Here is a 15,706-nt window from a genome sequence, read left to right on the forward strand (position 1 = left end):
TTCTAGACAATTTGGTAATTATTATAGGAAAATAGTGTGAATGAGTTTTTTAATAAAGTAAATACAAATTTTTATTTATAACTATTCATCCCTCATGTTATGATTTTAAGGTCAATGAATGGTATGAGTAAAATATATAATTTTGAAACATAAACGTATGAGAAAGGTGATGTACATGGTAATTCAATGGTATCCAGGGCATATGGCGAAAGCAAAACGCGAAGTTGCAGAACAATTAAAGAAAGTAGATGTTGTTTTTGAACTAGTAGATGCTCGTATTCCTTATAGTTCAAGAAACCCAATGATTGATGATGTTATACAGCAGAAACCGAGAGTAGTTATTTTGAATAAAAAAGACATGGCGAATTTAAAAGAATTAGAAAAATGGGAGTCTTATTTTAAAGAAAAAGGCTATTATCCTGTGGCGATTGATGCTAAACATGGAAAAGGACTAAAATTAGTAGAACAAGCAGCTATTAAAGCAACACAAGAAAAATTTGAGCGTGAAAAGAAAAAAGGATTAAAACCACGTGCGATTCGTGCGATGATCGTCGGCATTCCTAATGTTGGGAAATCTACACTTATTAATAAGTTAGCCCACAAATCTATTGCTAAAACTGGAAATACACCTGGTGTTACAAAGCAACAACAATGGATCAAAGTTGGCAATTCGCTCCAATTATTAGATACACCAGGTATACTTTGGCCCAAATTTGAAGACCAACTCGTAGGAAAAAAACTAAGTATTACAGGTGCGATTAAAGATAGTATCGTTCATTTAGATGAAGTTGCCATTTACGGTCTTGAATTTTTAAAAACGCATCATTATGAAGGATTGAAAAATCATTATAAAATAGATGTACCGATAGAAGCAGAAAATATAGAATGGTTTGATGCTATTGGACGTCGTAGAGGATTGTTGCGTAGTGGTAATGAAGTTGACTATGAAGCGGTCATTGAATTAATCATACATGAAATTAGAAATGCGAAAATAGGAACATATACGTTTGATGTTATTAAAGAAATGGAAGTGTAACGTGAATTTATGAAGCAAACAATCAAAGATATTAAAGACCACTTAGCCACCTTACACTCAGTTAATGAAATCCAGCTTCAACCATTTTATAAAGATGACCGTAAAGGTGTCCAAAAAGCCATAGTAACACGAATCAAGCAACTAGATAAGGAACAACAATTATTAAATCAATATCAAGCTATGACTTTTTATGAAAATCAAATATTAGCAAATGATGGAAATGCGATGATTTGTGGTATCGATGAAGTAGGCAGAGGCCCACTCGCAGGACCAGTTGTTGCATGTGCGGTGATATTAAATCATGATCATCACTATACAGGCCTCAATGATTCGAAGCAACTGACCGCCAAAAAAAGAAAAGTATTAGAGCGCCAATTATTAGAAGAATTACATGCTTATGCATTCGGCTATGCCACAGTAGAAGAAATTGATGAAATCAACATTTATGAAGCGACAAAATTAGCTATGAAACGTGCGATCAACGGATTGTCAGTTCAGCCTACCCATTTACTCATTGATGCGATGACACTAGAAACAGATATCGATCAAACATCACTTGTAAAAGGTGATGCTAAAAGTGTATCAATTGCTGCAGCAAGTGTCCTAGCTAAAGAAAATAGGGACAGATATATGACGCAGCTTGCACAAAAGTTTCCGGAGTATGGGTTTGAAAAAAACGTTGGTTACGGAACTCAACAACATTTAGATGCAATTAAAAATCACGGCATTTTAAATGCCCACAGAAAAACATTTCAACCAATTAAATCGCTTTATAAATAATCTAAAAATTAAAAGAATTGAAATAAGTAGTTTAAATCAGTTTACAATAGCGCTTTCATTTCCTATAATTAAATATGAACTTAACCTAAGAAACAGGAGGATGGAGAATGAATATCCACGAGTATCAAGGTAAAGCAATATTTCGTTCAATGGGCGTTGCTGTCCCAGAAGGACGTGTAGCATTTACTGTTGAAGAAGCAGTTGAAAAGGCAAAAGAATTAGATTCAAATGTATATGTTGTAAAAGCGCAAATTCACGCCGGGGGTAGAGGTAATGCAGGCGGCGTTAAAATTGCAAAATCACTATCTGAAGTGGAAACATATGCGAAAGAATTATTAGGTAAAACATTAGTAACACATCAAACAGGGCCAGAAGGTAAAGAAATTAAGCGCCTTTACATAGAAGAAGGCTGCGACATTCAAAAAGAATATTATGTTGGATTTGTAATCGATCGTGCAACTGACAGAGTAACTTTGATGGCATCAGAAGAAGGCGGTACTGAAATCGAAAAGGTTGCTGCTGAGACACCTGAAAAAATCTTCAAAGAAACAATCGATCCAGTTGTTGGATTAGCGCCTTATCAAGCAAGAAGGATTGCTTTCAATATTAATATTCCTAAAGAATCAATTAATAAAGCAGCTAAATTTTTAGTATCACTTTATAATGTATTTATTGAAAAAGATTGTTCAATTGTTGAAATCAACCCACTTGTAACTACAGGTGATGGACAAGTACTTGCATTAGATGCAAAACTTAATTTTGATGATAATGCGTTATTTAAACATAAAGATATCCAAGAATTACGCGATTTAGAAGAAGAAGATCCAAAAGAAATCGAAGCTTCTAAATATGATTTATCATACATTGCATTAGATGGCGACATTGGTTGTATGGTAAATGGTGCTGGTCTTGCAATGGCGACAATGGATACAATTAATCACTTTGGTGGTAATCCAGCGAACTTCCTTGACGTAGGGGGCGGCGCAACGAAAGAAAAAGTTACTGAAGCGTTTAAAATCATATTAGGTGATGAAAACGTAAAAGGTATCTTTGTTAATATCTTTGGTGGTATTATGAAATGCGATATCATTGCTGAAGGTATTGTTGCTGCAGTTAAAGAAGTTGAATTAACTTTACCGTTAGTTGTACGTTTAGAAGGTACAAATGTTGAAAGAGGTAAAGAAATTCTGAATGAATCAGGATTAGCTATTGAACCAGCTGCAACAATGGCAGAAGGCGCACAAAAAATCGTAAAACTTGTAAAAGAAGCGTAAGGAAAGGATGGGAACGCTAAGATGAGCGTAATGATAGATAAAAATACAAAAGTAATTGTACAAGGTATCACAGGGTCTACTGCACTTTTCCATACAAAACAAATGCTTGAATATGGTACGCAAATTGTTGCAGGGGTAACTCCAGGTAAAGGTGGACAAGTAGTAGAAGGCGTACCAGTTTTCAATACTGTTGAAGAAGCTAAAGAAGAAACTGGTGCAACTGTTTCAGTAATCTATGTACCTGCTCCATTTGCAGCAGATGCTATTTTAGAATGTATTGAAGCTGAGTTAGATTTAGCTATATGTATCACAGAGCATATTCCAGTTATCGATATGGTTAAAGTAAAACGTTATTCAGAAGGCAAGAAAACACGTGTGATTGGACCAAACTGTCCAGGTGTTATTACTGCAGATGAATGTAAGATTGGTATCATGCCTGGTTATATACACAAAAAAGGCCATGTGGGCGTCGTTTCACGTTCAGGTACATTAACTTATGAAGCTGTACATCAGTTGACTGAAGAAGGTATTGGTCAAACAACTGCAGTAGGTATCGGAGGAGATCCAGTTAACGGTACTAACTTTATCGATGTATTAAAACAATTTAATGAAGATGATGAAACGAAAGCAGTTGTTATGATTGGTGAAATCGGCGGTACTGCTGAAGAAGAAGCTGCTGAATGGATTAAAGCTAACATGAACAAACCTGTTGTAGGTTTCGTTGGTGGACAAACAGCTCCTCCAGGAAAACGTATGGGTCATGCTGGCGCAATTGTTTCTGGCGGTAAAGGTACAGCAGAAGAGAAAATTAAAACACTAAACAGTTGTGGTGTGAAAACTGCTGATACACCATCAGAAATTGGTACAACATTAATTGATGCTGCAAAAGAAGCTGGCATCTATGAACAGTTACTTACTATTAAATAAAGCAATTTAATAATAGAATAGCTTAAAAATGAGCACAAACTCCTAAAATATGTTGGAGTTTGTGCTATTTTCAGTGTTTGAATTTTGTATGGTGTTGAAGTAGTGTGGGGTACGTATTTAAATTTCTTCTTAAAACTAGATTACAAATACAGTCTAAATGAATTTAATTTGTAAACAAACTTTATATCGTTTTACTTTATAATTATTTTATAAAGGAGTACGATATATGAACATAGATTATTTATTTTTGAAATTGCGTTTCTCAGGATTGTCCACACAGCAAATACATCGATTGCTGAAATATAAGAATGATTTTATGTTTTACAATAAACACGAGCAGCAAGCAATATTACAACTATATTTATCAACAATTAAATCTAAAAAGAAAGATCAAATATATCAAGATTTTGTAAACAATCCCATTGATGCCATTCTTATTCAATTACATAAATGGAACATTAATTTTATTGGTATTAACCATCCATTATATCCGAAATTGCTTCGCGAAATACATGATCCTCCACTTATACTTTTTTATAAAGGAGATATCACGTTAACAACGCGTGATCAAACCCTTGCAATCGTTGGATCTAGACATGCTACTCGATATACAGGGGATGCATTGAAATTCCTTTTCCCTTCATTTAAAAAGAAAGATCTAACCATAGTCTCTGGATTAGCAGAAGGTGCAGACCAAGCAGCACATCAACATGCATTAGACAATCAAATGTCAGCGATTGCGGTGTTAGGATTTGGCCATCTTAATCATTATCCCAAATCAACGCAAAATATTAGAAATCAACTTGAGCGCACTGGATTAGTCATAAGTGAATATTTACCATATCAAAAGCCGCTTAAACATCATTTTCCAGAAAGAAATAGATTAATTAGTGGTTTATCAAAAGGGGTTTTGATTACAGAATCTACAATTAAAAGTGGTACTTCTATTACGACTAATTGTGCATTAGAACAAAATAGAGAAGTATATGTTTTGCCAGGTTCGATGTTCAATGATATGACAATGGGGAACTTAATAAGTGCACAAGAAGGCGCGAAAATTGTAATATCTGCGAAAGACATCATAGATGATTTTAACTAAAATTTAGATTAATGTATTTATTTTGAAAAACTGTTTTATAGTTGAAAAAGATGTGTATAAACAGTGTCTTTTCCTTTATTTAATTCTAAATACGCCTTCGATTAAATAAATTTAAAATTAAAAACATTGACAAAAACAAAATAGACCGTTTATCATTTATCTTTGTAATTAGAAATGCAAGGGGGTAACTACTTTGGCAGAAAATTTAGTCATAGTTGAATCGCCTGCAAAAGCTAAAACCATTGAAAAATATTTAGGTAAAAAATATAAAGTTATCGCATCTATGGGGCATGTTAGAGATTTGCCAAGAAGCCAAATGGGCGTAGATGTAGAAAATGACTATGAACCCAAATATATTACTATACGCGGTAAGGGCCCTGTTGTTAAGGAATTAAAAAAACATGCTAAGAAAGCAAAAAATATATTCTTAGCAAGTGACCCCGACCGTGAAGGTGAGGCAATTGCTTGGCATTTAGCGAATATATTGAATTTAGAAGACGCTACTGAAAATAGAGTAGTATTTAATGAAATAACCAAAGATGCAGTGAAACAAAGTTTTAAACATCCTAGAGGCATAGAAATGGAACTTGTGGATGCACAACAGGCTAGAAGAATTTTAGACCGTTTAGTTGGTTATAATATTTCTCCTGTTTTATGGAAGAAAGTTAAAAAAGGACTTTCTGCTGGTCGCGTTCAATCTGTCGCATTAAGATTAGTCATTGATCGTGAAAATGAAATTAGAAATTTCAAACCAGAAGAATATTGGAAAATAGAAGGAGAATTTAGATATAAAAAATCTAAATTTAGTGCTAAATTCTTACATTATAAAAACAAGCCATACAAATTAACTAATAAAAATGATGTTGAGACGATTACGTCACAGCTTGATGGGGATCAATTTGAAGTTACAAAGGTAACAAAAAAAGAAAAGACGCGTTATCCTGCCAATCCATTTACGACTTCAACACTTCAACAAGAAGCTGCAAGAAAATTGAATTTCAAAGCGCGTAAAACAATGATGCTTGCCCAACAATTATATGAAGGTATCGACTTGAAAAGACAAGGTACAGTTGGTTTGATCACTTATATGCGTACAGATTCTACTAGAATTTCTGAACAAGCTAAAAGTGAAGCCAAGGATTATATTAAAGACACTTATGGTAATGAATATACTTCGAATCGTAAATCTAAAGGTCAAGGAGATCAAGATGCACACGAAGCTATAAGACCATCAAGTACTTTACGTACACCTAGCGAAATGAAAAATTATTTAACTAGAGACCAACATAGACTGTATAAATTAATTTGGGAGCGTTTTGTAGCAAGTCAAATGGCACCTGCTATTTTAGATACAGTAGCATTAGATTTAACACAAAATGATTTGAAATTCAGAGCAAATGGGCAAACAATTAAATTCAAAGGTTTTATGACTTTATACGTTGAAACAAAAGATGATGGAGATGAAGGTAAAGAAAATAAATTACCTAATATCAATGAAGGTGAAATGGTTACAGCAACCAATATTGAACCTTCACAACATTTCACTCAACCTCCACCACGTTATACAGAAGCAAGATTGGTAAAAACTTTAGAAGAAATGAAAATTGGTCGTCCTTCAACTTATGCACCGACAATTGATACTATACAAAAAAGGAACTATGTTAAAAATGAAAGTAAACGATTTGTTCCTACAGAATTAGGCGAAATTGTTCATGAACAAGTAAAAGAATATTTCCCTGAAATTATAGATGTAGATTTTACAGTTAATATGGAGACGTTACTCGATAAAGTTGCAGAAGGTGAAATTGCTTGGAAAAAAGTTATTTCAGATTTCTATAATAGTTTTAAGCAAGATGTTGAACGTGCAGAAGAAGAAATGGAAAAAATAGAAATTAAAGATGAACCTGCAGGAGAAGATTGTGAAGTTTGCGGTGCACCAATGGTTATAAAAATGGGTCGATATGGTAAATTTATGGCATGTTCAAACTTCCCTGATTGTAGAAACACTAAAGCAATCGTCAAAACAATTGGTGTGACTTGCCCTAAATGTAAAGAGGGCGATGTCGTTGAACGTAAGTCTAAGAAAAATCGTATCTTCTATGGTTGTTCTAAATATCCCGAATGTGATTTTGTAACTTGGGATAAACCTATTGGACGTGATTGTCCAAAATGTGAACATTATTTAGTAGAGAAAAAACAAGGACGTAAAAGTCAGGTTGTTTGCTCAAATTGTGATTACAAAGAAGAAGAACAAAAATAACAAATATATAAATTAATTATTAGAAAAGGAAACTGTTTTTTTAATAATATTTAGCAACTTACGATTCATATTTATAATGTAGAGATATGTTATTTAGCTTATAAAATAGTGTCGTAGTTGCTATTTTTTGTATAGGAGGATATATATGACTCAAATTGTCAATGTTGTAGGGGCTGGCTTAGCTGGCTCAGAAGCCGCTTATCAATTAGCGCAAAGAGGCATTCATGTAAATTTAATTGAAATGAGGCCAGTTAAACAAACGCCGGCACATCATACAGATAAATTTGCTGAATTAGTTTGTTCCAATTCATTACGTGGCAATGCGCTTACGAATGCCGTGGGTGTATTGAAAGAAGAAATGCGTCGAATGGATTCATTGGTTATAACTGCAGCAGACAAAGCGCGTGTTCCTGCTGGTGGTGCGTTAGCTGTAGATAGACATGATTTTGCAGGGTATATTACTGAAACATTGAAAAACCATCCGAATGTAACTGTAATTAATGAAGAAATTAACACTATACCTGATGGATATACAATCATTGCTACTGGTCCATTAACAACAGATCAATTAGCTCAAGAAATTGTTGACGCAACAGGTAAAGATCAACTATATTTTTATGATGCTGCAGCACCGATTGTTGAAAAAGATAGTATTGATATGAATAAAGTTTATTTAAAGTCACGTTATGATAAAGGTGAAGCTGCTTATTTAAATTGTCCGATGACGGAAAAAGAGTTTAACAGATTTTATGATGCTTTATTAGAAGCAGAGGTCGCACCAGTGAATGAATTCGAAAAAGAAAAATATTTCGAAGGTTGTATGCCATTTGAAGTAATGGCAGCACGTGGACGTAAAACATTATTGTTTGGTCCGATGAAACCAGTTGGCTTAGAAGATCCCAAGACTGGCGAAATACCATATGCAGTTGTACAGTTACGTCAAGACGATGCTGCTGGTACTTTGTATAATTTAGTAGGGTTTCAAACACATCTAAAGTGGGGTGCACAAAAAGAAGTACTTAGATTGATACCAGGTTTAGAGAATGTTGAAATTGTTCGATACGGTGTCATGCATAGAAACACATTTATTAACTCCCCTGATGTACTCACTGAAACTTATGAATTAAAAGGAAGAGAATCTCTTCATTTTGCTGGTCAAATGACTGGTGTAGAAGGTTATGTAGAAAGTGCAGCAAGCGGCTTGATTGCTGGTATCAACGTAGCTCATAAAGTTGAAAATAAAGGAAGGGTTATTTTCCCTAGAGAAACGATGCTGGGTAGCATGGCTTATTATATTGCTCATGCGAAAAATGAAAAAAACTTCCAGCCGATGAATGCCAATTTCGGTTTGCTACCGGATTTAGATGAAAAAATTAAAGATAAAAAAATAAGATATGAACAACTTGCGCATAGAGCTTTGACATATTTGGACAACTTTAAAGAAACATTATGATGTTAATATAGTGAAATATTGATTCAGAAAATTAAAAAAAGTTTTTCTCAATTTAATAGTTATGTTTCGCAGTTCCCTCTATCGATATGCTACAATTTATATCGATGGAGGGGTTTTTATTGGAAGAAATCCAACAAGCTTATTTATACATGCTTAAAGTAGAACGACATTTTTCTGAACATACATTGAAATCATATCATGATGATTTAGAGCAATTTAATGATTTTTTAAATCAAGAGCATTTAAGCTTAGCTAATTTTGAATATAAAGATGCTAGAAATTACCTAAGTTTTTTATATTCAAAAAACTTGAAAAGAACATCGGTTTCTCGTAAAATTTCTACGCTGAGAAGTTTTTATGAGTATTGGATGGTACAAGACGAAAGTGTCATAAATCCATTTATACAATTAGTTCATCCGAAAAAAGAACAATATTTACCGCACTTTTTTTATGAAGAAGAAATGGAAGCATTATTTAAAACAGTAGATAAAGATTTAAAAAAAGGATTAAGAGATCGTGTTATTTTGGAGCTTTTATATGCTACTGGTATCAGGGTATCAGAGTTAGTAAATATCAAAGAGCAAGATTTGGATATGAATTTACCAGGTGTTAAAGTTTTAGGTAAGGGTGGTAAAGAAAGGTTTATCCCTTTCGGTGAATTTTGTAAACAAAGCATTGAACATTACTTAGAAGCATTTAGTCCAAAAAAAGGTACCGAACACGACTATTTGTTAGTTAACATGAACGGTGCGCCTATCACTGAGCGTGGCATTCGTTATGTGTTAAATGATGTAGTGAAACGAACTGCAGGTGTAACAGATATACATCCGCATAAATTAAGACATACATTTGCTACACATATGTTAAATCAAGGCGCTGACTTAAGAACAGTGCAATCATTACTAGGACATGTCAATTTATCGACGACAGGTCGTTATACACATGTTACGAATGATCAATTAAAAAAAGTATATTTAAATGCACATCCTCGTGCAAAAAAGGAGAATTAAAATATGAGTACATCTATTCATGCGACAACTATTTACGCAGTACAACATAATGGACATTCGGCAATGGCTGGTGACGGACAAGTAACACTTGGCGAACAAGTTATTATGAAAAAAACCGCTAGAAAAGTTCGACGCTTATATAATGATAAAGTGTTAGCTGGATTCGCAGGTAGTGTGGCAGATGCTTTTACACTATTTGAAAAGTTCGAGACAAAATTACAACAGTTTAGCGGTAATTTAGAAAGAGCCGCTGTTGAGTTAGCGCAAGAATGGAGAGGCGATAAACAGTTAAGACAGCTAGAAGCGATGCTTATTGTGATGGATAAAGATTCAATACTAGTCGTAAGTGGTACTGGAGAAGTGATTGCGCCAGATGATGATTTAATTGCAATTGGATCCGGTGGCAATTATGCCTTAAGTGCAGGTAGAGCATTAAAACGTCATGCTACTGATCTAAGTGCGCGTGAGATGGCATATGAAAGTTTAAAGGTTGCCTCTGATATTTGCGTGTTTACGAATGACCAAATCGTTGTGGAAGAACTTTAAAAAACTTATATTTTAAAATATGTTGTAATAACAAAAAGTAAAAATTTATGAAATAAATGTATAATAAATAATGGATTTTTGAAGAAAATAAAGTAACGGAGGTATTTCTCATATGGAGTCGAATGGTATTAAATTAACGCCAAAAGATATCGTTTCAAAACTTAACGAATATATAGTTGGTCAAGATGACGCTAAACGCAAGGTAGCAGTAGCATTAAGAAATAGATATAGACGAAGCCTACTTTCTGATGAAGAGAAACAAGAAATTGCACCTAAAAATATTTTAATGATTGGACCAACTGGTGTAGGGAAAACTGAAATTGCGAGACGTATGGCTAAAGTGGTTGGTGCGCCTTTTATTAAAGTAGAAGCTACGAAATTCACAGAAGTAGGTTACGTTGGGCGTGACGTTGAAAGTATGGTTAGAGACTTAGTTGATATTGCTGTTAGATTGGTAAAAGAGCAAAAGAAAGCGTTAGTTGAAGATGAAGCGCGAAGTAAAGCAAACGAAAAATTAGTTAAACTTTTAGTTCCAAGCATGAAGAAGAAAGCGAATAGCACTAACAGTAACAACCCTTTAGAATCTCTTTTTGGCGGAGCAATACCTAATTTTGGTCAAAATAATGAGGACGATGATGAAGAAACGCCAACTGAAGAAATCAAAACAAAGCGTTCTGAAATCAAACAACAATTATTAAATGGTTCACTTGAAGAAGAAAAAGTGAGATTAAAAGTCGAACAGGACCCAGGTGCTTTAGGTATGTTAGGTACAAATCAAAACCAACAAATGCAAGATATGATGAACCAACTAATGCCTAAGAAAAAAGTGGAAAGAGAAGTCCCTGTCAAAACTGCTCGAAATATTTTGACTGATGAATATGCGGATGAACTGATTGACCAAGAAACTGCCAATCAAGAGGCTATTGAGCTAGCCGAACAAATGGGAATTATTTTTATTGACGAAATAGATAAAGTGGCTACTAACAATCAAAATTCAGGTCAAGATGTTTCACGACAAGGTGTACAAAGAGATATTTTACCTATACTTGAAGGTAGCATGGTTCAAACTAAATATGGTACTGTTAATACTGAACATATGCTATTCATTGGTGCTGGTGCATTCCATGTTTCAAAACCAAGTGATTTAATACCTGAATTACAAGGTCGTTTCCCAATTCGTGTTGAATTAGAAAGCCTTTCTGTGGAAGACTTTGTAAGCATTTTAACTGAACCCAAATTATCATTGATTAAACAGTATGAAGCGCTACTCCAAACGGAACAAGTAACGGTGAATTTCACCGAAGAAGCGATTAAACGTTTGGCAGAGATTGCCTTTCAAGTTAACCAAGATACAGATAATATTGGTGCGCGTAGATTGCATACAATACTTGAAAAAATGTTAGAAGATTTATCGTTCGAAGCACCGAACATGCCACATGCCGTTGTAGATATCACACCTCAATATGTTGATGATAAGTTGAAATCAATTTCAACAAATAAAGATTTAAGTGCATTTATTTTATAATATAAACAAAAAGGAGAAGTAATATGAGCTTATTATCAAAAACAAGAGAATTAAATACACTTTTGCAAAAGCACAAAGGAATCGCTGTAGACTTTAAAGACGTCGCACAAACGATAAGTAGTGTAACAGTGACAAATGTTTTCATTGTGTCAAGAAAAGGTAAAATTTTAGGATCAAGTTTAAATGAATTGTTAAAAAATGAACGTATTATTCAAATGCTAGAAAATAGACACATACCTGTGGAATATACAGATAAATTAATGGATGTAAAAGAAACAGAATCCAATATTGGAATTGAAAGTGATCTTTCAGTTTTCCCACCTGAAAACGAAGATGTATTTAAAGATAGTAAGTCAACTATCTTTCCAATATTAGGTGGTGGAGAAAGACTAGGTACGTTAGTGCTAGGACGTGTACAAGACGACTTTTCTGAAAATGATCTTGTTTTAGGTGAGTATGCGGCTACAGTCATAGGTATGGAAATTCTGCGTGAAAAACATAATGAAGTTGAACAAGAAGCTAGAGATAAAGCTGCGATTAATATGGCAATCAATTCATTATCATACTCAGAAAGTGAAGCGATTGAACATATTTTTGAAGAATTAGGTGGTAAAGAAGGCTTGTTGATTGCTTCTAAAGTAGCTGACAGGGTTGGAATTACACGTTCTGTGATTGTTAATGCATTGCGTAAGTTAGAAAGCGCAGGAGTTATTGAATCACGTTCTTTAGGTATGAAAGGTACGTTTATTAAAGTTAAAAAAGAAAAATTCTTAGATGAATTAGATAGAATAAAATAAAATGTAGAATTGCTTTTAAATACAATTGCTATATACGCTTTTATATTATTTAGTATATCCATGCGTTATGCGTTTATTTAGTGAATATGTAAAAAATAAATACAATATCATTTTATAATGGAAAATGCTGACTATATAAAGTGTTACAGTGATATTTGAATTGATAAAATATGGTTTGAATCTCTGCTATTATAAATGAGAAATTATAAGCTGAACTATTGCTTTATATGTATGAATATGATATATTTATTCACGGCTATTAAGCCAATACGCACATAGAGAGCGGAAGTATAAAGGGTGCGATAAATTGTTATCGTGTTTATATGAGCTTTTTATGGAGGTAAAAAACCAATAGGAGGATTTTATTTATGGCAGTAATTTCAATGAAACAATTACTAGAAGCAGGTGTTCACTTCGGTCACCAAACACGCCGTTGGAACCCAAAAATGAAAAGATACATCTTCACTGAAAGAAACGGTATCTACATTATCGACTTACAAAAAACAGTGAAGAAAGTAGAAGAAGCTTACAACTTTATAAAACAAATTTCAGAAGATGGCGGAAAAGTTTTATTTGTTGGTACGAAAAAACAAGCACAAGAATCAGTGAAAGCTGAAGCTGAACGTGCTGGTCAATTCTACGTTAACCAAAGATGGTTAGGTGGTATTTTAACTAACTATAAAACAATTTCAAAACGTATCAAACGTATTTCTGAAATTGAAAAAATGGAAGAAGATGGCTTATTCGAAGTATTACCTAAAAAAGAAGTAGTAGAACTAAGAAAAGAATATGACCGTTTAATTAAATTCTTAGGCGGAATTCGTGATATGAAATCTATGCCTCAAGCATTATTTGTAGTTGACCCTCGTAAAGAGCGCAACGCAATTGCTGAAGCACGTAAATTACACATCCCAATCGTTGGTATTGTGGATACTAACTGTGATCCAGATGAGATCGATTATGTTATCCCTGCAAACGATGATGCTATCCGTGCCGTTAAGTTATTAACAGGTAAAATGGCAGATGCAATCTTAGAAGGTCAACAAGGTGTATCAAATGAAGAAGTAGCGGCTGAACAAAACATTGATTTAAATGAATCAAAAGAAGAAGCTACTGAAGCAGAAACAACTGAAGAAAACACTTCTGTTGAATCAAACTAAGAATAATGTAAAATGGGTGATAAGATATTTAAGCTTATCACCTTTTTTTAAAATAAATATATTAAAATTCATTAAATAATGGAGGAATATGAAATGGCAATTTCAGCTAAACTTGTAAAAGAATTACGTGAAAAAACTGGCGCTGGTATGATGGATTGTAAAAAAGCGTTGACAGAAACTGATGGTGATATTGATAAAGCTATTGATTACCTACGTGAAAAAGGTATTGCGAAAGCAGCTAAAAAAGCTGACCGTATCGCTGCAGAAGGACTAGTACATGTAGAAGAAAAAGGAAATGAAGCGGCAATCGTAGAAATTAATTCAGAAACTGACTTCGTAGCACGTAACGAAGGTTTCCAAGAATTAGTGAAAGAAATTGCTACACAAGTGTTAGAAAGTAAAGCTGATACTGTTGAAGCTTTATTAGAATCTGAATTAGCTGACGGTAAAACTGTAGATCAACGCATGAAAGAAGCAATCTCTACAATCGGAGAAAAATTAAGTATCCGTCGTTTTGCTGTTAGAACAAAATCAGATAATGATGCATTTGGTTCATATTTACACATGGGTGGACGTATCGGTGTATTAACAGTTGTTGAAGGTACTACTGATAGCGATGCTGCTAAAGATGTAGCTATGCATATTGCTGCGATTAACCCTAAATATGTTTCATCTGAACAAGTAAGTGAAGATGAAATTGCTCATGAAAAAGAAGTATTGAAACAACAAGCTTTAAATGAAGGCAAACCAGAAAAAATTGTTGAAAAAATGGTTGAAGGTCGTTTACGTAAATATTTACAAGAAATTTGTGCAGTTGACCAAAACTTTGTTAAAGATCCTGATCAAACAGTTGAAGCTTTCTTAAAATCAAAAGGTGGAAAACTAGTTGACTTCGTACGTTATGAAGTAGGCGAAGGTATGGAAAAACGTGAAGAAAACTTTGCTGACGAAGTAAAAGGACAAATGAAATAATATTTCATAGTTTGAACAAGAAAGAAGACACCTTTTTGTGCTCCGTATGAAAGACTTACTTTTATATTGGAAGTTCTACTGTGTCTTCTTTACTTGTATCAAATACATATTTTCACAATAGAGAGGATAAGACAATGGCTCAAACTTCTAAATATAAACGTGTCGTTTTAAAATTAAGTGGTGAAGCACTAGCAGGTGAAGATGGATTCGGGATAAATCCCATAATTATTAAAAGTGTTGCTCAACAAGTAGCTGAGGTAGCAAAAATGGATTGTGAAATTGCAGTGATTGTTGGCGGAGGTAATATCTGGAGAGGTAAAACTGGTAGTGATCTAGGTATGGATCGTGGTACAGCAGATTATATGGGCATGCTAGCTACTGTTATGAATGCTTTAGCACTACAAGACAGTTTGGAACAATTAGAGTGTGATACACGTGTATTAACTTCTATAGAGATGAAACAAGTTGCAGAACCTTATATTCGTCGTCGCGCAATTAGACACTTAGAGAAAAAACGTGTTGTTATATTTGCTGCTGGCATAGGTAATCCATACTTCTCAACTGACACAACTGCAGCTTTACGTGCTGCTGAAGTTGAAGCAGATGTTATCTTAATGGGCAAAAATAATGTTGATGGTGTCTATTCTGCAGATCCTAAAAAAGATGAAAATGCAGTTAAATATGAACATTTAACACATATTCAAATGTTACAAGAAGGCTTACAAGTCATGGACTCAACAGCATCTTCTTTCTGTATGGATAACAACATCCCATTGAATGTATTCTCTATCACAGAAGAAGGAAATATTAAACGTGCTGTTATGGGTGAAAAAATAGGAACATTAATTACAAAATAATTTAGAGGTG

The 15,706-nt window shown here is 33.9% G+C and carries 14 protein-coding genes; all 14 read left to right on the forward strand.

All coding sequences use genetic code 11. The annotated features are described in order from the left end of the window. Positions 1–175: 175 nt before the first annotated feature. The 14 genes from ylqF to pyrH all read left to right on the forward strand — a co-directional run bounded on the left by ylqF (position 176) and on the right by pyrH (position 15,696). Entirely contained in the window at positions 176–1,036 is an 861-nt protein-coding gene (gene ylqF / locus CD150_RS03135) for a ribosome biogenesis GTPase YlqF (RefSeq protein ID WP_103161338.1), read from the forward strand. 9 nt (positions 1,037–1,045) lie between these two features. Beyond that, on the forward strand, positions 1,046–1,816 hold the full coding sequence (gene rnhB / locus CD150_RS03140) for a ribonuclease HII (protein WP_073342293.1): 771 nt from the start codon (positions 1,046–1,048) through the stop codon (positions 1,814–1,816). 107 nt (positions 1,817–1,923) lie between these two features. Further along, the gene (gene sucC, locus CD150_RS03145) at positions 1,924–3,090 is read left to right on the forward strand and encodes an ADP-forming succinate--CoA ligase subunit beta (RefSeq protein WP_046208647.1); all 1,167 of its coding nucleotides are present in this window, start codon (positions 1,924–1,926) and stop codon (positions 3,088–3,090) included. Between the two features lie 21 nt (positions 3,091–3,111). Beyond that, positions 3,112–4,017, forward strand: a complete 906-nt coding sequence (sucD, locus tag CD150_RS03150) for a succinate--CoA ligase subunit alpha (RefSeq protein WP_046208646.1) — start codon at positions 3,112–3,114, stop codon at positions 4,015–4,017. Positions 4,018–4,243: 226 nt separating this feature from the next. Then, positions 4,244–5,116 carry a DNA-processing protein DprA gene (gene dprA / locus CD150_RS03155; RefSeq protein WP_073342291.1) on the forward strand — a complete coding sequence of 291 codons (873 nt, stop codon included), beginning with the start codon at positions 4,244–4,246 and terminating at the stop codon, positions 5,114–5,116. Positions 5,117–5,309: 193 nt separating this feature from the next. Beyond that, a complete protein-coding gene (gene topA / locus CD150_RS03160) occupies positions 5,310–7,376 on the forward strand; it encodes a type I DNA topoisomerase (RefSeq protein ID WP_046208644.1) in 2,067 nt (688 codons plus the stop codon). 145 nt (positions 7,377–7,521) lie between these two features. Next, positions 7,522–8,829 (forward strand): FADH(2)-oxidizing methylenetetrahydrofolate--tRNA-(uracil(54)-C(5))-methyltransferase TrmFO, encoded by a 1,308-nt coding sequence (gene trmFO / locus CD150_RS03165; protein ID WP_073342289.1) that lies wholly within the window; start codon positions 7,522–7,524, stop codon positions 8,827–8,829. Positions 8,830–8,948: 119 nt separating this feature from the next. Continuing rightward, complete coding sequence (gene xerC / locus CD150_RS03170) at positions 8,949–9,839, forward strand: tyrosine recombinase XerC (RefSeq protein WP_046208642.1); 891 nt, start codon at positions 8,949–8,951, stop codon at positions 9,837–9,839. Between the two features lie 3 nt (positions 9,840–9,842). After that, a complete protein-coding gene (gene hslV / locus CD150_RS03175; RefSeq protein WP_046208641.1) occupies positions 9,843–10,385 on the forward strand; it encodes an ATP-dependent protease subunit HslV in 543 nt (180 codons plus the stop codon). Positions 10,386–10,497: 112 nt separating this feature from the next. Next, positions 10,498–11,910, forward strand: a complete 1,413-nt coding sequence (hslU, locus tag CD150_RS03180) for an ATP-dependent protease ATPase subunit HslU (protein ID WP_073342285.1) — start codon at positions 10,498–10,500, stop codon at positions 11,908–11,910. Between the two features lie 23 nt (positions 11,911–11,933). Beyond that, positions 11,934–12,707 (forward strand): GTP-sensing pleiotropic transcriptional regulator CodY, encoded by a 774-nt coding sequence (codY, locus tag CD150_RS03185; protein ID WP_046208639.1) that lies wholly within the window; start codon positions 11,934–11,936, stop codon positions 12,705–12,707. A gap of 368 nt (positions 12,708–13,075) precedes the next feature. After that, positions 13,076–13,867 carry a 30S ribosomal protein S2 gene (gene rpsB, locus CD150_RS03190; RefSeq protein ID WP_040030607.1) on the forward strand — a complete coding sequence of 264 codons (792 nt, stop codon included), beginning with the start codon at positions 13,076–13,078 and terminating at the stop codon, positions 13,865–13,867. A gap of 93 nt (positions 13,868–13,960) precedes the next feature. Then, a complete protein-coding gene (tsf, locus tag CD150_RS03195) occupies positions 13,961–14,839 on the forward strand; it encodes a translation elongation factor Ts (protein ID WP_046208638.1) in 879 nt (292 codons plus the stop codon). Between the two features lie 134 nt (positions 14,840–14,973). Further along, a complete protein-coding gene (gene pyrH, locus CD150_RS03200; RefSeq protein WP_019468449.1) occupies positions 14,974–15,696 on the forward strand; it encodes a UMP kinase in 723 nt (240 codons plus the stop codon). Positions 15,697–15,706: the final 10 nt, after the last annotated feature.

It is taken from the genome of Staphylococcus ureilyticus, assembly GCF_002902235.1.
GTDB lineage: Bacteria > Bacillota > Bacilli > Staphylococcales > Staphylococcaceae > Staphylococcus > Staphylococcus ureilyticus.